Annotated in this window: 19 protein-coding genes and 2 riboswitches; of the genes, 18 read left to right on the top strand and 1 reads right to left on the bottom strand. The window is 37.9% G+C overall.

All coding sequences use genetic code 11. The features are described 5' to 3' along the window. Positions 1 to 9 precede the first annotated feature (9 nt). The 14 genes from ACIP9G_RS01790 (at position 10) to ACIP9G_RS01725 (ending at position 13,008) form a co-directional block, all read left to right on the top strand. Positions 10 to 1,257, top strand: a complete 1,248-nt coding sequence (locus tag ACIP9G_RS01790) for a methyl-accepting chemotaxis protein (protein WP_401016926.1) — start codon at positions 10 to 12, stop codon at positions 1,255 to 1,257. A 446-nt stretch (positions 1,258 to 1,703) separates the two neighbouring features. Then, positions 1,704 to 2,006, top strand: coding sequence for an urease subunit gamma (gene ureA / locus ACIP9G_RS01785; RefSeq protein WP_340824373.1), 303 nt, complete (start codon positions 1,704 to 1,706; stop codon positions 2,004 to 2,006). Positions 2,007 to 2,020: 14 nt separating this feature from the next. Then, the gene (locus ACIP9G_RS01780; RefSeq protein WP_340826475.1) at positions 2,021 to 2,389 is read left to right on the top strand and encodes an urease subunit beta; all 369 of its coding nucleotides are present in this window, start codon (positions 2,021 to 2,023) and stop codon (positions 2,387 to 2,389) included. Then, positions 2,386 to 4,101, top strand: coding sequence for an urease subunit alpha (gene ureC / locus ACIP9G_RS01775; RefSeq protein ID WP_401016924.1), 1,716 nt, complete (start codon positions 2,386 to 2,388; stop codon positions 4,099 to 4,101). Before ACIP9G_RS01780 ends, ureC begins: the two co-directional genes overlap by 4 nt. Before the next feature lie 69 nt (positions 4,102 to 4,170). Continuing rightward, the gene (locus tag ACIP9G_RS01770; protein WP_401016922.1) at positions 4,171 to 4,617 is read left to right on the top strand and encodes an urease accessory protein UreE; all 447 of its coding nucleotides are present in this window, start codon (positions 4,171 to 4,173) and stop codon (positions 4,615 to 4,617) included. Continuing rightward, a complete protein-coding gene (locus ACIP9G_RS01765; RefSeq protein ID WP_401016920.1) occupies positions 4,559 to 5,299 on the top strand; it encodes an urease accessory protein UreF in 741 nt (246 codons plus the stop codon). The genes ACIP9G_RS01770 and ACIP9G_RS01765 overlap by 59 nt, the downstream gene beginning before the upstream one ends. Positions 5,300 to 5,316: 17 nt before the next feature. Further along, the gene (gene ureG / locus ACIP9G_RS01760) at positions 5,317 to 5,946 is read left to right on the top strand and encodes an urease accessory protein UreG (RefSeq protein WP_340824379.1); all 630 of its coding nucleotides are present in this window, start codon (positions 5,317 to 5,319) and stop codon (positions 5,944 to 5,946) included. Further along, complete coding sequence (locus ACIP9G_RS01755) at positions 5,939 to 6,745, top strand: urease accessory protein UreD (RefSeq protein WP_401016918.1); 807 nt, start codon at positions 5,939 to 5,941, stop codon at positions 6,743 to 6,745. The genes ureG and ACIP9G_RS01755 overlap by 8 nt, the downstream gene beginning before the upstream one ends. 29 nt (positions 6,746 to 6,774) lie before the next feature. Further along, entirely contained in the window at positions 6,775 to 8,361 is a 1,587-nt protein-coding gene (locus tag ACIP9G_RS01750) for an ABC transporter substrate-binding protein (RefSeq protein WP_401016916.1), read from the top strand. After that, positions 8,351 to 9,319, top strand: a complete 969-nt coding sequence (locus tag ACIP9G_RS01745) for an ABC transporter permease (RefSeq protein ID WP_401016914.1) — start codon at positions 8,351 to 8,353, stop codon at positions 9,317 to 9,319. Before ACIP9G_RS01750 ends, ACIP9G_RS01745 begins: the two co-directional genes overlap by 11 nt. Then, positions 9,316 to 10,128, top strand: coding sequence for an ABC transporter permease (locus ACIP9G_RS01740; protein ID WP_401016912.1), 813 nt, complete (start codon positions 9,316 to 9,318; stop codon positions 10,126 to 10,128). The genes ACIP9G_RS01745 and ACIP9G_RS01740 overlap by 4 nt, the downstream gene beginning before the upstream one ends. Then, positions 10,121 to 10,870, top strand: a complete 750-nt coding sequence (locus tag ACIP9G_RS01735) for an ATP-binding cassette domain-containing protein (protein WP_340824384.1) — start codon at positions 10,121 to 10,123, stop codon at positions 10,868 to 10,870. Before ACIP9G_RS01740 ends, ACIP9G_RS01735 begins: the two co-directional genes overlap by 8 nt. A gap of 12 nt (positions 10,871 to 10,882) precedes the next feature. Beyond that, a complete protein-coding gene (locus tag ACIP9G_RS01730) occupies positions 10,883 to 11,608 on the top strand; it encodes an ABC transporter ATP-binding protein (protein WP_401016909.1) in 726 nt (241 codons plus the stop codon). 180 nt (positions 11,609 to 11,788) lie between these two features. Next, a riboswitch (cobalamin riboswitch) is annotated at positions 11,789 to 11,972 on the top strand. Positions 11,973 to 12,234: 262 nt separating this feature from the next. After that, entirely contained in the window at positions 12,235 to 13,008 is a 774-nt protein-coding gene (locus ACIP9G_RS01725) for a hypothetical protein (RefSeq protein ID WP_401016907.1), read from the top strand. 211 nt (positions 13,009 to 13,219) lie between these two features. Here the strand turns inward: ACIP9G_RS01725 and ACIP9G_RS01720 are convergent, their stop codons facing one another. Then, positions 13,220 to 15,157, bottom strand: coding sequence for a GTP-binding protein (locus ACIP9G_RS01720; RefSeq protein ID WP_401016905.1), 1,938 nt, complete (start codon positions 15,155 to 15,157; stop codon positions 13,220 to 13,222). A 180-nt stretch (positions 15,158 to 15,337) separates the two neighbouring features. After that, a riboswitch (cobalamin riboswitch) is annotated at positions 15,338 to 15,525 on the top strand. A gap of 251 nt (positions 15,526 to 15,776) precedes the next feature. On the opposite strand from ACIP9G_RS01720, the gene ACIP9G_RS01715 reads away from it, so the two are divergent. From ACIP9G_RS01715 to ACIP9G_RS01700, 4 genes are all read left to right on the top strand, one after another. Continuing rightward, positions 15,777 to 16,772 carry an ABC transporter substrate-binding protein gene (locus ACIP9G_RS01715; protein ID WP_401016903.1) on the top strand — a complete coding sequence of 332 codons (996 nt, stop codon included), beginning with the start codon at positions 15,777 to 15,779 and terminating at the stop codon, positions 16,770 to 16,772. A gap of 56 nt (positions 16,773 to 16,828) precedes the next feature. After that, positions 16,829 to 17,500 (top strand): precorrin-3B methylase, encoded by a 672-nt coding sequence (locus ACIP9G_RS01710; RefSeq protein ID WP_401016901.1) that lies wholly within the window; start codon positions 16,829 to 16,831, stop codon positions 17,498 to 17,500. A 240-nt stretch (positions 17,501 to 17,740) separates the two neighbouring features. After that, positions 17,741 to 18,235, top strand: a complete 495-nt coding sequence (locus tag ACIP9G_RS01705) for a DUF2243 domain-containing protein (RefSeq protein ID WP_401016899.1) — start codon at positions 17,741 to 17,743, stop codon at positions 18,233 to 18,235. After that, positions 18,225 to 19,061, top strand: coding sequence for a cytochrome c oxidase assembly protein (locus ACIP9G_RS01700; RefSeq protein ID WP_401016897.1), 837 nt, complete (start codon positions 18,225 to 18,227; stop codon positions 19,059 to 19,061). The genes ACIP9G_RS01705 and ACIP9G_RS01700 overlap by 11 nt, the downstream gene beginning before the upstream one ends. Positions 19,062 to 19,071: the final 10 nt, after the last annotated feature.

Below are 19,071 nucleotides of genomic sequence, written 5' to 3'. Positions count from 1 at the left end.
GAATTTAGTATGAGTTTGCGAAGAAAAAGTATTATCGGTTTTTCTGTTTTAAATTTAATTATGATTGTTGTTTTAATTATTGATTTGGCAAATTTAACATCATTAGCTTGGCTTTCAACAATTTTAACAATCGTTGGTATCTCGATTACTTTGTCTTATATGTTCTATGTCAAATATAAAGTAATTCTACCGATTAACCAATTGTCAAATGCTGCGAAAGCGATTACAGCAGGGGAATTTGATACTATTACAATTGCCACACATGATGATAGTGAGATATCAGAGTTAGCTAAAGCCTTTCTTGAGATGAAAGAACAACTTCATACTATGACGCAAACAATTGCGAACAGCTCGACAGATTTATCTGCAAGCATAGAGGAACTTTCAGCAAGTACAAATGAAATTACGATAGCTGTAAAAGAGGTTGACCATCAAATGGAGAAAACGTCAACTGGACTAAAACAAGCTGCACAATCTGCTAATGAAAGTGCTATTGCGATGCAACAAACGGTGGACGGAATTGAACATATTACAACTGCAACACAAGGTGTTTACGACCATGCTAAAGAAGCGAATGATATAGCAGGAAACGGAGCAGAAATATTGCATGTAGCAAAAAAACAGATGGAATTTATTTCATCTTCTACAGATAAAACGAGTGGATTAATGCAACAATTAACAAATAAAATGACAGATATTAAAGCCATGACAGAAATGATTACAACGATTACCGATCAAACGAATTTACTTGCATTGAATGCTGCGATAGAAGCTGCACGTGCTGGTGAGCATGGTAAAGGCTTTGCTGTAGTTGCAGAGGAAGTTCGTCATTTAGCAGAGCAATCCAAACATTCTGCTACGCAAATTGTTGACCTAGTAGTTGGCATTGAAAGTGATACGAAGCAAGTAGCAGTAGCTGTTGAGGAAGATTTAAAAAATGTCCAACAAGGTGTTTATGTTATTGATGAGGCGACAAAATCGTTTGGTAACATTTCCAATCATGTGAGCCAAATGACTAATCAACTCGAAGATATTTCGACTACTGCAAAACATTTGTCGGGAAGTGCAAATGAGGTAGCCACATTAGTAACCAATATAGCGGGTGGCATGGATAGATTATCTAACTATACGGAAGCTGTGTTACAATCTATGGATGAGCAAACGGCCTCTATGCAAGCAGTCAATCAAGTTTCCCAGGAGTTAACGATTCAGGCTGATGACTTGCAAAAGGTGACAAATCGATTTCAAGTAATTTAACTTTAACAAGAGGGATATATACAGTCAGTTAAATGCTTCTTTAAAATAAAATAATAATTTTTTTAATATAATTTTTTAATGTTTCTATGTACGAACATAGCAGGCTATTTCGCAAAAGTAATTTATTTTTGTGAAATAGTCTCTTTTTTTTACTTTTTATTCAGAAAACTTGTAAGTTCACAGACAAATAAAAATGTTGAATTTTTTAATATAGTTTCTTATAATGGACTAACTGTTACCTCTTCTAACACAATTCAACTATTGCAACCCGCATTCGCCGGGTCAACAAGTCATTTCTATAACCTTCGCAAATCCCAGCGAAATCATAAATTATATGAAAAAACAAACTGTATGTAAAACTAAATTGTAAGAAAATTGAAAGACTGAATTATATCGAGAATCATTATAGAAAGATAATTCTGAATTTTGGAAAGAGAGAGATTGGATTGAAGCTATCACAAGTAGAACAAGAAAAACTACTCCTCCATGTGGCAGGAGAACTTGCGCTGAAAAGAAAAGCGCGTGGGTTAAAACTGAATTATCCAGAGGCTGTAGCACTTATTAGTAGTTTTATTATGGAAGGTGCTAGAGATGGAAAAACAGTTGCACAATTAATGAGTGAAGCGAAACATGTTCTAACTGCAGAGGATGTTATGGAAGGTGTGGGTGACATGATTTCCGATGTGCAAGTAGAGTGTACATTCCCAGACGGAACAAAGCTTGTTACTGTACACCGTCCAATTCAGTAAAGGAGGAATTGATGATGATTCCTGGAGAAATCAGACCAAAAAATGATGTTATCGAAATAAATGTAGGAAGAGCAACAAAAAAAGTACTTGTTTCGAATACGGGAGACCGTCCGATACAAGTTGGCTCCCATTTTCATTTTATTGAAGTCAATAGATTTCTAGAGTTTAACCGAGAAGATGCGATCGGAATGCATCTTCATATACCATCAGGCACAGCAGTTCGATTTGAACCTGGGGAAGAAAAAGAAGTGGAGCTTGTTGAGTTTGGTGGCAAACAGCATGTTTTTGGATTGAACAAGCTAACGGAAGGCTCTACTCATCATAAGGATGAAATATTAGATAAGGCAATTGAAGGTGGCTTTAAAGGAGCGGAAGAAAAATGAAGGTAACACATGAAGCTTACGCGAAAATGTTTGGTCCAACAGTAGGAGATAAGGTTCGGCTGGCCGATACAGATTTATGGATTGAAATCGAGAAGGACTATACAACGTACGGGGATGAAGGCGTATTTGGTGGTGGTAAATCATTGCGTGTCTCTATGGGACAAAACGGAAAGAATACGCGAAATGAAGGAGTGCTGGACACCGTAATAACGAACGTCATTATCATTGATTATACGGGTATTGTGAAAGCGGATATCGGTATAAAAGATGGGCGTATTATTGGCATTGGCAAAGCAGGCAATCCGAACAGTATGGACGGCGTCGACCAAGATATGATTATTGGCGTTGGCACAGAGGTTTATGCAGGTGAAGGTCTTATCGCTACGGCTGGGGCTATCGACACGCATATTCATTTCATTAGTCCGGATCAAGTGGAAACAGCATTATTAGCGGGGACAACAACCTTTATTGGTGGAGGTACAGGGCCTGCAGCTGGTTCTAAGGCGACAAGCTTAACTGCTGGTGAATGGCATCTACATCGCATGCTACAAGCTGTAGAAGGTTTTCCAATAAACGTTGGATTACTTGGCAAAGGTAGTGCATCTGATCCTGAACCAATTATTGAGCAAGTTCGTGCTGGGGCAATTGGTATGAAAATACATGAGGACTGGGGTGCAACACCCGCAGCACTTGATCAAAGTTTAACAGTTGCTGATGAGTATGATATTCAGGTGGCGTTACATTCAGATACATTAAATGAAGCTGGGTTCGTAGAAGATACGATTAATGCTATTGATGGTCGTGTTATTCATATTTTCCATACGGAAGGTGCAGGTGGTGGACATGCACCAGACCAATTAGTAATGGCATCATTACCTAATATATTGCCAGCATCTACTAATCCAACAAAACCGTTTACAACGAATACGATTGATGAGCATTTAGATATGTTAATGGTCTGTCATCATTTGAAGCATGATGTACCAGAAGACGTGGCGTTTGCCGATTCTCGAATTCGACCAGAAACGATTGCTGCAGAAGATATTATGCAAGATTTAGGGATTTTAAGTATTATGTCATCTGATTCACAAGCGATGGGTCGTGTTGGTGAAGTGACAATACGAACGTTCCAAACGGCAGACAAAATGAAGAAACAGCGTGGTGCTTTACCGCAAGATGAAGGGAAAGATCACGATAATTACCGCGTCAAGCGCTATATGGCTAAGCTCAATATTAACCCAGCAATAGCACATGGAATTAGCCATGAAGTAGGCTCACTAGAAGAAGGCAAGCTAGCGGACATCGTACTTTGGGATCCAGCGTTCTTTGGCGTCAAAGCGGAAGTTGTTATAAAAAGTGGTATTGCAGTTTACGGTATTACTGGTGATCCAAACGCATCAATTCCTACACCGCAGCCTATGAAAGGACGTCGGACGTTTGGCTTTTATGGACAAGGCCCTCAAAATTGTGGCATGACATTTTTACCAAACATTGCAGTAGAGGAAGGGTTACCGGAAAAATTAGGTTTAAAACGTATGATAGGGACAGTGAAAAATTGCCGAAATATTAGTAAGGCTGATATGAAGCTTAATAGTGCTACACCGAAAATTGATGTTAATCCTGAAACATACGAAGTGAAAATTGATGGTGAATTAGCTACATGTGAACCAGTTGATGTTTTGCCAATGGCACAACGATATTTCTTATTTTAAGAAAAAAATAGAGAGTGTGTAACAGTAACAGAGGTACAGTCAAAAAATCGATAAAGAGGTGCAACATAGATGTTAATTGAAAAAATTATCGGCAATATTGCGAATGAAGAAGAACATTCACATAAAACAACAGAGTGGATAGAGCTTGAGTGGGAAGAATTAAGCAAACGTATCCTTCGAACAGAGACAGATAAAGGCACGGATATTGCTTTACGTTTAGAAGGTGACGAGCCATTACAATATGGTGACTTATTATTTGAGGATGATAGCCGTCGCATTGCGATTCGTACAAAACTCGAACCAGTTATCGTCATTTCACCGAAAGATATGTATCAGATGGGGAAATCTGCATTTGAATTAGGCAATCGCCATACACCTTGCTTAATTGAACATAATGAAATTATCGTACGAGCTGATCATACGATTAACCCATTATTAGATGAAATAGGAGTGAACTATGAAACGACAGAACGACGTTTTAAACAACCATTCAAATACCGCGGACACGCTCACTGATTTTTCGTTATTGCGCCTATTACAAATCCATGATTCTGCATTTCCAATAGGCTCTTATACGCATTCATATGGGATGGAAACGTATATTCAGGAAGATGTTATTCGCACAAAGGAACAATTAATAGATTATTGTAAATCGTATTTATTTCATAATTTAGTGAATGGTGACGCCTTAATTATTCAGGATGCGTTCCATGCAGCAAAAGTAAGAGATTGTGCTCGCCTTACAGAGTTAGACGAACTTTGCGGGGCTATCAAGCTAGCAAAAGAATCGAGAGATGCTAGTCTCAATGTTGGCAAGCAATTTATCCGAACAGTGGCACCTATTATGGACAGCCCTTTATTAATGCAATGGCAAGAAAAGATAGCCAAAGAAGAAGTGCAAGGCCATTACGCAGTACTTTATGCGATTTATAGTGAAGCACTTGGTGTAGATGTCTATCATGCAGTGATGACTTATATGTATGCATCCATTAGCGGATTAGTACAAAATGCTGTTCGCGCTGTGCCGTTCGGTCAAAATACAGGTGTACAAGCATTAAATAAACTTCTTGTCTTTATAGAGGAAGCTTCGGAAAAGGTCATGACCTTAACGATAGATGACCTCTCTAATAATGCTTTAGGTATTGAACTAGCATCGATGAAACATGAATTTTTATTTTCAAGATTATTTATTTCATAGAAAGAGAGTGGATATAAATGACGCCAATTCGAATTGGTATAGGAGGCCCAGTTGGTTCTGGGAAAACATCTTTAGTAGATCAATTAACACGTGCAATGCATGAAAAATACAATGTGGCAGTAATCACAAATGATATTTATACAAGAGAGGATGCCCAGTATTTAATTACAAATGGTGTTCTAGAAGAGAATCGTATTATCGGAGTAGAAACAGGTGGATGCCCGCATACAGCTATTCGTGAGGATGCATCGATGAACTTCTCTGCCATTGATGACTTGAACAAACGCTTTGAAGATTTAGATATTATTTTCATTGAAAGTGGTGGGGATAATTTATCGGCTACATTTAGCCCAGAACTTGTTCATGGCTATATTTACGTAATTGATGTGGCTGAAGGACAGGATATACCTCGTAAAGGTGGACCTGCATTAACACGTTCGGATTTACTGCTAATCAACAAAACGTCACTGGCACCGCATGTTGGTGTAGACCTAGAGATCATGGATCAGGATGTAAAAAAAATGCGTGCTGGACGTCCATATATTTTTGCAGACGTTCGTTCACAAACAAATGTCGACAAGGTTGTTGAATGGATTCAGCATCACATGTTACTTGAAGGCGCCGAAGCAGCTGACGTGAATGCTTAATCAAGGAAAAGTAAATCATTATGGCAAATTAGAGATGGCATTTGAGCCAAGAAGGGGCTATACACGACTTGTTCATGTATATCAGCAACCGCCATTGAAGGCAAGCCGAGAATTGTATACTGATAATAAGCCAACTGCCACAGTTTTTATCATGGAATCATCTGGTGGCATGGTAGCTGGTGATCGAAATGAAATCTCTGTAAAGCTTGCACCAGATAGTCAAGTAAAATTAAAACAACAATCCGCTCTAAAAATTTATCCTTCTCACAATGGTGAACGATGCACACAGGAAATTACGGTGGAAATTGCAGAAGGGGCAAGATTAGAATGGCTACCTGAGGTTACCATTCCTTTTGAACAAGCGAAATTTCAAGTGGATACAACGATTCGCATGGCAAAAAGCTCTACATTAATATGGGGTGAAATTATTGCACCAGGTCGAGAAATGCGAGGAGAAATCTTTGATTATCAATCCTTCCAATCCAAATACAAAATCTTTGTTGAGGAAGCTCTAATTGCATTTGATTCATTCCATTTTAAACCTCAGGAAATGAACCTATCTACGATTGGTCTGTTAGAGAGGGCATATTATATCGGTTCGTTATGGATTGTATCTCCACAAGTTGAGAATCTCAATATTCGAGAATTACAGGAAATGATCCAACAGGAGAGTTCCATTCAGGCAAGTGTTACAAAACTAACAGATCATGCAATCCATTGTAGATGGCTTTCAAAAGAGCAGCGAACACTCCACAAAGAAATCAATCGCATGTTTGAACATGTGGCAACAATACTTTAAATTTCTGTGGTGATGAAGGAGATAGAGAATTGAAAAAGTTTTCAGTATTTATTTTATTATTCATACTTAGTCTTGCTGGCTGTAGTAATGAGTCTAGTCAAGGCGAGGAAAAACAGCCATCCGCTGCTTCCTCTTCAAAAGCAAATGAGCTTATTTATGCATCTGAATCCGAATTTGCAGGGTTAAATCCAATTTTAGAGGAAACGAATTTAGATGCATTACTTTTTAGAGGTCTTATGCGTTTTGATGAACATAATGTACCAGTATATGATATTGCCAAAAGCGTTGACATATCGGATGACCTGTTAACTTATACGATCATGATTCGTGATGATGTGACATTTCATGATGGGCAAGTGTTAACAGTAGATGATGTAATGTTTACTATTAACAGTATTCTTGATGATGCGAATGGGTCTTATTTAAAGTCAGATTTTATCCATGTTAAAGCGATGCAAAAAGTAAATGACACAACGATGACAATCGAATTGGATGAACCATTTACGCCGATGTTAGATAAGTTAACAGTGCCAATTTTGCCGAAGCATGTCTTTGAAGGTCAAGAGATGAGAACGGCTACGTTTAACCAAGAACCTATTGGAGCTGGACCTTATATGGTGGAGCAATGGGATAAAGGGACAAGCTTAACGCTTAAAGCATATCCATCTTTCTTCGGAACAAAAGCATCCATTGAAAAAGTCATTTTTAAATTTATTCCGGATAGTAATGTTCGTGCATTACAACTAAAATCGGGTGAGGTAGATATTGCCTTACTTGATCCGAATCAGGTTGAAGAACTTTCAAAAGTAGAGCAGTTAAAAATGTATGAAGTTGAATCAGCAGATTATCGTGGCGTGTTATTTAATATGAAGTATCCACTTTGGAAGGATGTCAATGTTCGAAAAGCGATAAGCTACGGTACAGATCGAGCTGGCATCGTCAAAGGTATTTTACATGGTTATGGTACAGAAGCGTATTCGCCGCTACAAAAGCATGCCTATGTAAACGAAAATATTGAACATTATACTTTTGATGTTGAAAAAGCAAATGAATTATTAGAAAAATCAGGCTGGATATTAGCAGATGATGGATTCCGCTATAAAGACGGTAACAAACTCGCCTTTACTATTACGGCACCGATTACAGATACAGTTCGTGTCAATATGGCCAATTATGTCGCGCAAGGCTATAAAGAAATAGGGGCAGATGTTGAAGTAGCAGCACTTGATTGGAGCAATATCGTTATTGAAGAAACACAAGCGTTTATGGTTGGTTGGGGAAGTCCATATGATGCCGACCACCATACGTACAGTTTATTCTATTCTGACGAATCTAGCGTAACAAGTGCTGGCTACAATTATGGTAGCTATGCAAATGCGAAAGTAGATGCTTTGCTAGAAGAAGGAAGAACAACTGTCGATCCTGAAAAACGCAAGGAAGTCTATAAGGCATTACAAGAGGAGCTAGCAGAAGATCCACCGTTCGCTTATTTTGCCTATGTTGATGCTGTTTATGGCATTAATAAAAATATTAGTGGTGTTAAAGAGCGTATTTTAGGTCATCACGGCGCCGGCTTCTTATGGAATGTCGAGGAGTGGAAATGGAATGATCGCTAAGTGGATCGGGAAGCGAGTGATAATGGGGACAATTGTCCTCATTATCGTGAGCTTCCTCTCTTTTTTCATTATGCATGCTGCACCTGGCAATCCGGCGGCGGCTTATTATGGAGGCAATGCTCAAACATTAACAGTAGCTGAGCAAGAACGAATTGAAAAAGCGTTTGGCTTAGATAGGCCAGTTCTTCTTCAATATGGCACTTGGCTAGGTGAAGCGGTAAAAGGGAATTTGGGCTATTCTGCAAAAGAAGGTAGACCAGTAATAACGATTTTATTAGAGCGTTTACCCAACACATTACAGCTGGTGGCACTCACGTTATTCATCGTTATAATTGTCTCTACTTGGCTAGGATTACGGGCAGGAATGAAAGAAGGTTCTTTATTGGATCGAGGATTATCCATCTTTAGTATTGCAAGTTCTGCGATTCCTCCATTTTGGCTAGGTATTGTCTGTATTATAATATTTTCGCTACAGCTTGGTTGGTTTCCTTCTTCAGGTATGAATGATGTGCGTGGCAATGGAGGTTGGCTTGATCGTTTAAACCATATTGTGCTCCCTTTAATCGTTTTAGTAATTTCTCATGTGGGCATATTCGCACGTTTTTTACAGGATAGTGTTAAGGCAGAGAATCGTAGTTATTATGTCCAAGTTGCGCGTGCAAATGGAGTACCAGACCGACAAATAAGAAACCTCATACTACGGAATTCTGTTATTCCGTATATCAATTATATGGGTGTGACGATTCCTTCATTCTTTGGTGGTTCCATAGTAGTTGAAACACTCTTTGGCTGGTCAGGTTTAGGATCACTGCTAGTGAAATCAGTGATGGTAAAGGATTTTCCTGTACTTATGGGAGCCATTCTGATTATTGGTGTTGTGGTGGTCATTTGCTTATTTGTAATCGACGTTTTAATGATTTGCATCAACCCTAGATTGAGAAGAGGGAAAATAGTATGAGAAAACGACGGAAGATGCCACTATTTTGGCTTGCACTTCTTTGCATAATTTTAGGAACAACCATCTTCTCCTCACTGTTGGCACCTTTTGAACCAAATGCAATGGATATGAATCAGATTTATGAAGCACCTAATCTTACACATTTACTCGGTACAGATCAGCTAGGCAGAGATGTTTTATCACGAATACTTGTGGGGGGAAAAGTGACACTTTTCATCGCCATTGTGTCAGTCGTAATTTCTAGCATTGTAGGCATTATTTACGGTGGTATAAGCGGTTTTGTTGGTGGTGCCGTCGATGTAATAATGATGCGCATTTTGGAGGCATTTTTAACGATTCCATCCTTGGTCATTGTGCTTGCCCTGCAAGCAATTATGCAAGGAAGTGTTTGGCGAATGGCCATGATTATCGGATTCACAGGCTGGTTTGTTACAGCTCGAATCGTGCGCTCAGAGTTTATTCGTTTAAAGGAAATGGAATTTGTTCAAATGGCTAAAATGTTCCGTACCCCATTGTGGAAAATATTATTTAGTCATTTATTACGTAATAGTTTGCCAGCCATCTTTGTCGTGACGATATTTAATTTTGCTGGTGCGATTTTTACCGAAGTGTCTTTAAGCTTTTTAGGCATCGGTGTGCCGCCAGCCATCCCGTCATGGGGGACGATGCTGTACACAGCGCAAAATGATTTACTCGTTGGTGCTTGGTGGATCGGCCTTTTTCCTGGGTTTATGATTTTTGTGACGATATTATGTGTGCAAGCAATCGGGAGCACTTTCAAACAAGGAGGAGAACGATCACATGTTTAAAATCGACAATTTAACTGTTCGAGTGAACGATAAAAATCTCATCCACAATATCTCGTTAACTGTGCCAAAAGGCCAAATTACAGCAGTTATTGGTGAAAGTGGGAGTGGGAAAAGCACAACCGTATCAGCTATTTTAGGAATGCTCCCGCCACAAGCTGAGACGACAGGGGCAGTGTACTTTAATGGGAAAAATATAATGGCGATGTCAAAAAAAGATAGGTTACTGTTACGGACAAAGCATATCTTTACTATTTTTCAAGATGCTACAAATAGCTTTTCTCCTACCCAAAAAATGAAACAACAATTGTATATGTTTACTGCCTTACGAATGGGCGAGGAGAAAGAGATGTTTCTGCCAAAAATGACCGCTATCTTAAAGGAATTAAATTTGACCGAAGATGTATTAGATTGCTATCCATTTGAGTTGTCAGGGGGTATGCTGCAACGTTGTATGCTTGCCTGTGCATTGTATAATAAGCCAGACATTTTGATAGCTGATGAACCAACTTCTGCACTAGATATGTTGCATCAACAACACTTTATTACATTACTAAAAAATCTACATGCTCAACTGGGAACAACTATTATATTGATTACCCATGATTTAGGGGTTGCAGTTTCACTAGCGGATACGATTGTTGTGATGAAAAATGGAGAGATTGTCGAGAAGGGGCAAGCGACAGAAATTTTTGAGCAACCAAAACATCCGTATACAAAACGGCTTGTCACAAATCATTTTTAGGAGGTGTTTTAGTTGCTTCGGGTAGAAAACGTAAATAAAAGCTATCGAACAGGGCAGCAAGTGTTAGCAAATATAAACCTTACTGTAGGAGAAGGCGAAATCGTCGGACTTGTAGGAGAAAGTGGAAGCGGTAAAAGTACTTTAGCCAAAGTCATTATGCAGCTAGAATCACCTGATAAAGGGACCGTAATTTTTCAAAATCAACAAATCACAAAGAACAATCGGAAGTCCTTTTATGAAAAGTGCCAAATTATATTCCAAAATGCTAGTAATGCTTTAAACCCTATGTGGACGGTTAAGGAACTATTAAGGGAGCCATTGCAGCATCAAAAATTCGTGACGGACACCTATTTACAAACGATGCTTGAGAAGGTCAAGTTATCAAACGATGTATTACAATCTCTGCCCTCTGAACTTAGTGGTGGGGAGAAGCAAAGAGTAAATTTATTACGCTCTATTCTAGTTGAACCGAAATTGATAGTATGTGATGAAATTGTTTCTAGCCTAGATCGTCTAATTCAGCGGGAAATTATCGATTTATTAATTTCGTTAAATAAAGAAAGAAACATGGCTATTTTATTTATTTCTCATGATTTAAAAGCAGTTTCATATTTAAGTGAACGGATTTATGTAATGAAAGCTGGCGAAATTGTCGATGAACAGTACAAGGAACAAGGTGCATTTAATTTCACCGATAGCTATGCTCAAAAGCTATTTCAAGCGATGGAAAGTGAATGATATTTGAAAATAATTAGCTTTGATTTGGATGGAAAAATATCTTTTTTACGAATGTACTCAAAACTATATTAATCTGTAAGTCCAAATAGATACCTTGTACTGTTCATTGACATTGAAATTCCATTACTTTACAATGTGATTTAATAGTATACTAGCGATACTATACATTTTATTACAACTGAATAGCGTGTAGTAATAGGTGTAAATTGCGTGCAATTTACTGAAAAGGGAAGTCGGTGCAAGTCCGACACTGTCCCGCAACTGTAAATGTGAGCGTCTTTTCAAATACCACTGTCAAATGATGGGAAGGTGAAAAGAAGCGATGACCATAAGTCAGGAGACCTGCCTGTTACAAGTACACACCAATAACCTACGAGGAATAGGAGGTGGCATGTTGACAAAACAGAATGTTCTGTTCGTCACAGTACGTCAAACGATAAAAACCAAAGGATATAAAGGGATACGGCATCGAGCCAAATCTCTCCCATTGGTGCAATGTTTGATGTTACTGGATGAATGATAATGATTAGCCGTAACGACGGATTTCCTCTTATTTAGCAGGAAATCCGTCTTTTTATGTAATCGAAACATTTGTTTTGAAAATATGTACGAAAAGAGGTGCACGTATGACGAAAATTCATGTTTGTACAACACAGGAAAAGCAATATGGAGATATGAAGATTTGTAAACTGCCGCGCATTGAAGTTGCCAAGCAGCCAAAAACGAGAATGGTCATTGAAGCACTTGTTGATCAGTTTTTAGCAACAGGACTTATTCGGAACGAACGTTTATTTAATCAAATTTTCTATAACAAAGGCATCATTTGGATTCAAAATGAGGTATATGAAGGGTGCCTTTTTGCTAAAGCAAGTGTAGCGGATGAGCTGAAAACAAAAAAGAATGCCTTTATGATGTACATGCCAACAAATCCAATCGTATATGAGGTAAATGGTGAGCCGTATCATTTAATAACACGTATTGATTCGATTCGAGCTAAACCAAATTTAGATAGGCTTGATTTAGAGCCAAAGCCCATCTTAAGTGCTGCAAGAGTCAATGATTTACTATGCTCGATGGTTATGCGTTTCTATCACACCTATTTAGAAGAGTTGTCGTTAGTCGTTCATACAAATCAAGATAGTAATAAAATAGTACATTTAATAAAGTATGTAGAGTGTGAATACGCTCAATTTCTTCAAAGTGTGAAAGAATTAAATGACTATCATTTAAATTGGCATCCAAGAGGCAATGGTCATCAATTATTGCTTCAATTAATTGAGCAATTACAAATTTTAAAGAGTAAACCAGGTTCGGTTCTTGTTGATTTTTCGAATAGTAATGGTTACGTAATTGTGGAATCAGCGAATAACTTTGTTGCGAAAGCGAAAAAAGCTTTATAAGATTAATATAAAAGGCATCGAGATGTTTTCGATGCCTTCTGTCATTTTTTATGGATAACTTTTGAAATCGCCATAAAAACTAGCTGAATCGCCGATAAAAGTCGCTGAATCGCCGATAAAACCATTCAAATCGGCAATAAAACTTGCTAAATAACCGATAAATCATCCCCCAATCGCTGTTATGCTTTGGAAAATGCGGTTTCTCGGATAATTACAAGCAATGCATGGCTTCTTTTGCCTCATACCAAGGAACTGAATAGCCCTTTCCTTTCGCACAAAAAATACTTGATGATGTATAGTCGGGATCTGCCTGTTTATTGTAATTGATTTGCGCAATTATTTCTTCACTATTATGGCATTTATCATAGCCATCAAATTGTAACGATATTGACCCTTTGCCGTTTGTATAAGCAGCGAAAGTAGTACTATAATGCATAAATGTTGCAACAGGAACACGTCCTGTTAATGTTACTTGTTCCTCTGTTAATAGAGGGTCATCAAAAGTCCCATCTGCTTGCTGGATATCGTTCATCATACGACCGATAAAATCATTCGATGCTTTCAATTTAAAGCGATAATATGGTTCAAGCAATATATTTTCGGCTTGCTCCAGCCCTTGTCGAAGTGCACGGAAAGTTGCTTCGCGAAAATCGCCACCCTCTGTATGCTTGATATGAGCACGTCCCGTCAAAAGGGTGAAGCATACATCTGTCACTGGGGAGCCTGTTAAAACACCGTGATGCTCTCGTTCAAATAGATGTTTTTCAATTAGTCGTTGGTTTCCAACTGATAAATCATCAGCATGACAAGCGTTAACAAAAGTGTTACCAGTTCCACGAATATTAGGCTCCATTAACAGGTGTACCTCAGCATAATGCTTTAAAGGCTCGAAATGACCGTATCCTGTTACAGTTGTTACGATTGATTCCATATATAAGATTTTTGGCTCACCAAAAGTAACAGAAAGTGAAAAGCGATTTTTTAACACTTCAGCAAGTACTTCAAGTTGAATAACACCCATAATATGTACATGGATTTCTTGGAATTTCTCATGCCAAACGACTCGTAACGATGGTTCCTCCGCTTCAAGTAAACGGAATACTTGTAAAACTTCTTTTATATGCTGTTGTCCATCATACTGTACTTTAGCTTGTAACGTAGGCACAAGCTCATATGGCTGAGGAGGTATTGTATTACCTAAAATATCACCGACTTTTGCTAGACTAAGCCCTTTAACCGCGAAAATTTCTCCTGCTTGCACTTCTTGTGTTGTGTCAAAATGGCTGCCATTATATAAACGAATTTCAGTTATTTTTTCAGTCACATCACCAAATGTAAAGTCTTGGCGTGTATGTAAAGTTCCTTGCAATGCTTTGATAAACGTTAACCGTTGAGTTCCATCATGGCGAATTTTAAATACCTCTCCTTGAAACGGTGCTTGATGGTCGAATCGAGTCTCCGTAAGTAGAGGGAGCTGTGATAAAAATTCTTTTATTCCAATATCCTTTAATGCCGCACCAGTAAAGCAAGGAAATGCTTGCTCTTGTTTAATCAACTTTTGCAACTGTAATAGGCATGTTTGTGCATCGAGATTTTCTGTCAAATAGGCATCGAGTAGTTGTTCATCACGTTCAGCTAGCCATTCAGCAATGTGGCTCTGGACATAATCTGTACGCAATGGGTCTTCTATTAAAAGTACGTCCTTCGAACATTCCTTTCGAAGCTGCTTCATAACGGCATCTACATCAGCGCCTTCACGATCTATCTTATTAATAAAGAAGAAGGTTGGTACGTTGTATTGCCTTAGCAATTGCCACACGGTTTCAGTATGTCCTTGTACACCCTCTACTGCGCTTACGATAATAATGGCGTAATCCATTACACGAATTGCGCGTTCCATCTCTGGTGAAAAGTCGACATGCCCAGGAGTATCAATTAGTGTGTATGTATCATCCCCAATTTGCATCCGTCCTTGTTCAGCAAAAATGGTAATACCACGAGCTTGTTCGATAGTATGATTATCTAAAAAAGTATCTTGGTGATCGACTCTTCCACGCGTTTGAATACTGTTCGTATGGAATAGTAGTTGTTCACAAAAGGTTGTCTTTCCTGCATCGACATGTGCGAGCACACCAATCGTTTTATACATAAAAAATCCTCATTTCTATTTTTCCTATATTCCTATTGTAACAGATAGTGCTTAAAAACATTTCGAGTAGAATAGTTCTCGTTTATGTTTGAATAGTAGTCAATTATTCATAATTATTAGTTATGGATTTTTTTGTGTGATTGAAAACAAAAATTACTTCTGCTAGGCTATTTTTATAACTTAATACTTCTATATATTGGTGCAAATGGTTTCTATCATTTGCTTAAAAGGGAAATCGGTGTAAATCCGATGCTGTCCCGCAACTGTAAATGGGGAGTTTATACAACACAGTCACTGTAGTTTAACTATGGGAAGACGTATAAACGTTGAACCTAAGCCAGGATACCTGCCAATATATATTATTTTACTTAACACCACGAGGATGGGAATAGTGATTGGTTGAATAACCATTGTTTTTTCACTATGCCGCCCTCTTGGAAACAAGAGGGTTTTTTGTGTCCATTTTGATGTGCAGTAGTTTAAGCAGGAACCGTAGCAAACAGCAATTCATGCTTTTACCAGGAAATGAAGCGTCAAGAAGTGCTCGTAATCAATAGCAAAGAAGTCATTGATTTCTTACTATAAAGATGAAAAATTACAAACTAAAGGAGAAACAAACATGAACAAATGGAAAGGCATGTGGCTAGTTCTTGCAATGGCATTATTGAGCATTTTAGGCGCTTGTAGTGCAAAAGATGATTCAGAATCAGCTGCACAAAGTGAAAACATTGAACCAGCACAAGCAGAGGCAAAAGAAGTAACAATTGATAATAACGATACGACACAAGTTTATACAGAAGCTCCTAAAAAGGCGATTAGCTTAAATCAGCACGTTACAGAAATAATGCTAGCATTAGGTTTAGAAGATTCAATGGTTGGTACTGCTTATTTAGATGATAAAATTTATGAACCTTTACAAGCAGCTTACGATAAAGTACCAGTGATAGCGGAGCAGTATCCGACAAAAGAACAAGTAATTGATAGTGAAGCGGATTTTTTATACGCTGGGTGGAAAAGTGGCTTTAGCGAAAAGGGTGTTGGTACACCAGAAGAGTTAGAAGCACTTGGTATTCACACCTATTTACATACTTCTTCAAGTATTACAAAACCAACGTTAGAGGATATATTTACGGATATCCGTAATATTGCAAAAATATTCCGTGTTGAAGACCGCGGAGAGGCATTAATTGAACAGATGACAAAGGATGTTGATGCTGTTCGCGCAAAGTTACCACAAGGTGAAAAAGAATTACGTGTTCTAGTTTTCGATAGTGGGGACAAGGAAGTCTTTACAGCGGCACAAAACTTTATGGATGAACTTGTCACAGTTGCTGGCGGTAAAAACATTTTTGGCGATGTTGAATCGGGCTGGACAACGGTATCAAAAGAAGAAACAGTTGAACGTAACCCTGAAGTCATTGTCGTAATTGATTATGGTTCCCAAACAGCAGAAGACAAAATTAAATTCCTAAAAAGTGATCCGGCATTAAAAGAAACAGATGCTGTGAAAAATGAACGCTTTGTCATTTTACCACTTTCAGCAGCTTCAGAAGGGGTTCGTGCTGCAGAGGCTATTGAAATTTTAGCAAAAGGTTTTTATCCTGAAAACTTTTAAATAACAATCGAAAGAGCTAGCTACTTGCTAGCTCTTTTTCATAAGGAGAACAAACAATGAATGCCTTTCGTTCAAATACACCAGATCGAACATTTGAAAAACTAAATACAAATGGAAATTTTACACGCCTTGCAGTAAGTCAAGGTATTATCAATAAGCATTATACACCAGCTCAATTTCAAAAAATTGCTGAGGTTGTAGGTGATAGCGGCGCAATTAAATACTCGGCTTCCTATAGTATCCTTTTGTCCGTCCCAACTATAAACGTGAATGAAATTATCAATGAGCTTCAAGAAGCAGGCTTATATATTGCAAAGCAAGGTCCTATCGTTGCGATAAAAGCATGTGATTTTTGTGATGGGGACAAAATGGAGGCTGCCGAAATAACCGAACACCTATACGAAGCATTACATGAAGAAACTGTGCCTTCTAGACTACGGTTAAATATTAATGGCTGTGCATCGGCTTGCTATAATGCTGTATATGATGATATTGGGCTTGTTTATCAAAAGGATAGCTTCGATGTTTACTTAGGTGCCGTGCCGATGGGGGCCAATGCAAAGGCGGGTACACTATTTGCTAAAAGAGTTTCAGTACAAAAAATAGAAAGCTTTCTACAACAAATTATCAGGCATTATCAGAAACACGCTCGCCCAAATGAACCTTTCCATAAATTTTATCGTAGAACAAATAGCGCTGAATTTTGGCAAGCATTAAAGAAAGAGTGATTCTCCTTCATTGATTTCTGCCTTTGGAGTCGTGTCGTTTTAAACAACTGATAAAAGGAAAGAGCTGGCTAGAGCTAGCTCTTTTTTAATGGAAACAATAGATGACTAGGTAGGGGTATAGATGTTAAAAATAATGTCTTTAAAGAAGTAGTTTTAGCCTGATACGCTAGGTAAAGTTGGGTTAAAATATTAAAAATTAGGGAATGATAAGGACGAAAATCTAAATGTAGGGGGGATGGAATGACCATCATAAACAATCATAAAAATACACTAGTTTATGTAAGCCGGAATTTATTGTCAGGGTTTCTATTTGGGATAGGCCTAGTAGCTTTTATAGATGAGACTATTTTTCATCAATTATTTCGCTGGCATCATTTTTATGATAAGTCTACAACGGATATTGGTTTAATTTCTGATGGTATATTCCATGCAATTAGTTGGTTTGCTACTATTGCAGGATTGTTTTTACTTGCAGATATTCGTCGTAAAAGTGGGTTTTGGTTGAAGAGATGGGTTGGTGGCATGTTACTAGGTGCAGGAGGTTTCCAATTATATGATGGCATCATTCAACATAAGCTAATGCGAATACACCAGATTAGGTATGTAGAAAATGTTATCGTATACGATGTAATTTGGAATGTACTTGCTGCAATTATTCTCATAATCGGACTTTATCTTGCTGTTCTTACTAGCAATAAAAATCTTCAAGCAGAGGCTACCACTAATGAACGCTGACCATCACCAAATATTAGAGGGTGGTCCTAGTCATGATGGTTTTGGAATCATTCATCCTCAACTAGTTTTTTTAATTTTGTTTATTACCATATTAATTTTGTATATTATTGCTACTGTAATTACAAATCGTAATTATAAAACATGGCCATTTTATCGTATAGTAAGTTTTGTTTTTGGAATTTTATTGGCGATTAGTGCTGTTGTAGGTCCTTTAGCAAATCGTGCTTCTATAGATTTTACAGCACACATGTTTAGCCATTTACTTTTGGGTATGCTAGCACCGTTATTCATTGTACTTGCAGCGCCTATGACATTAATACTTAGAACTTTAAGCACCCCATTAGCTAGGGGGCTTTCGAAAATTTTAAGAAGTTGGCTAGCACGTATACTTATTCATCCACTAGTCACTAGCTTTCTAAATATAGGTGGACTTTGGATATTGTACACTACTAACCTATATTCATTAATGCACGACAATAGTCTAATACATGTAATTGTCCATTTACATGTATTCATTGCAGGCTATTTGTTTACTGTTTCTATCATTTATTTTGATCCTGTATATCATAGGAAATCCTTTATTTACAGAGCAATAGTTTTAATTATTGCATTAGCAGGACATGGAATATTATCAAAGTATATTTATGCTCATCCTCCTAAAGGTGTTCCGATAGAACAAGCAGAAATCGGAAGTATGGTTATGTACTATGGTGGAGATATAATTGATGCCATAATAATTTTTACACTTTGCTTGCAATGGTATAAGGCAGCAAGACCACGAGACCGTGAACTGCAAACAACTAAGGGAACATTAAAAATTAATTAAAGAAAGAGTG

Origin of the sequence: Lysinibacillus sp. NPDC093197, from assembly GCF_044754025.1 — a bacterium.
Taxonomy (GTDB): domain Bacteria; phylum Bacillota; class Bacilli; order Bacillales_A; family Planococcaceae; genus Lysinibacillus.
Note: the sequence above shows the minus strand (reverse complement) of the source record. Positions and strands in the feature narration are given on the sequence as shown.

What these genes read in the sequence shown, in the direction of transcription:
- ACIP9G_RS01790 (WP_401016926.1), top strand. Translation starts at nt 10, where the DNA reads ATGAGTTTGCGAAGAAAAAGTATTATCGGTTTTTCTGTTTTAAATTTA.
- ACIP9G_RS01780 (WP_340826475.1), top strand. Translation starts at nt 2,021, where the DNA reads ATGATTCCTGGAGAAATCAGACCAAAAAATGATGTTATCGAAATAAAT.
- ureC (WP_401016924.1), top strand. Translation starts at nt 2,386, where the DNA reads ATGAAGGTAACACATGAAGCTTACGCGAAAATGTTTGGTCCAACAGTA.
- ACIP9G_RS01770 (WP_401016922.1), top strand. Translation starts at nt 4,171, where the DNA reads ATGTTAATTGAAAAAATTATCGGCAATATTGCGAATGAAGAAGAACAT.
- ACIP9G_RS01765 (WP_401016920.1), top strand. Translation starts at nt 4,559, where the DNA reads ATGAAACGACAGAACGACGTTTTAAACAACCATTCAAATACCGCGGAC.
- ureG (WP_340824379.1), top strand. Translation starts at nt 5,317, where the DNA reads ATGACGCCAATTCGAATTGGTATAGGAGGCCCAGTTGGTTCTGGGAAA.
- ACIP9G_RS01755 (WP_401016918.1), top strand. Translation starts at nt 5,939, where the DNA reads ATGCTTAATCAAGGAAAAGTAAATCATTATGGCAAATTAGAGATGGCA.
- ACIP9G_RS01745 (WP_401016914.1), top strand. Translation starts at nt 8,351, where the DNA reads ATGATCGCTAAGTGGATCGGGAAGCGAGTGATAATGGGGACAATTGTC.
- ACIP9G_RS01740 (WP_401016912.1), top strand. Translation starts at nt 9,316, where the DNA reads ATGAGAAAACGACGGAAGATGCCACTATTTTGGCTTGCACTTCTTTGC.
- ACIP9G_RS01735 (WP_340824384.1), top strand. Translation starts at nt 10,121, where the DNA reads ATGTTTAAAATCGACAATTTAACTGTTCGAGTGAACGATAAAAATCTC.
- ACIP9G_RS01725 (WP_401016907.1), top strand. Translation starts at nt 12,235, where the DNA reads ATGACGAAAATTCATGTTTGTACAACACAGGAAAAGCAATATGGAGAT.
- ACIP9G_RS01720 (WP_401016905.1), bottom strand. Translation starts at nt 15,157, where the DNA reads ATGTATAAAACGATTGGTGTGCTCGCACATGTCGATGCAGGAAAGACA.
- ACIP9G_RS01715 (WP_401016903.1), top strand. Translation starts at nt 15,777, where the DNA reads ATGAACAAATGGAAAGGCATGTGGCTAGTTCTTGCAATGGCATTATTG.
- ACIP9G_RS01710 (WP_401016901.1), top strand. Translation starts at nt 16,829, where the DNA reads ATGAATGCCTTTCGTTCAAATACACCAGATCGAACATTTGAAAAACTA.
- ACIP9G_RS01705 (WP_401016899.1), top strand. Translation starts at nt 17,741, where the DNA reads ATGACCATCATAAACAATCATAAAAATACACTAGTTTATGTAAGCCGG.
- ACIP9G_RS01700 (WP_401016897.1), top strand. Translation starts at nt 18,225, where the DNA reads ATGAACGCTGACCATCACCAAATATTAGAGGGTGGTCCTAGTCATGAT.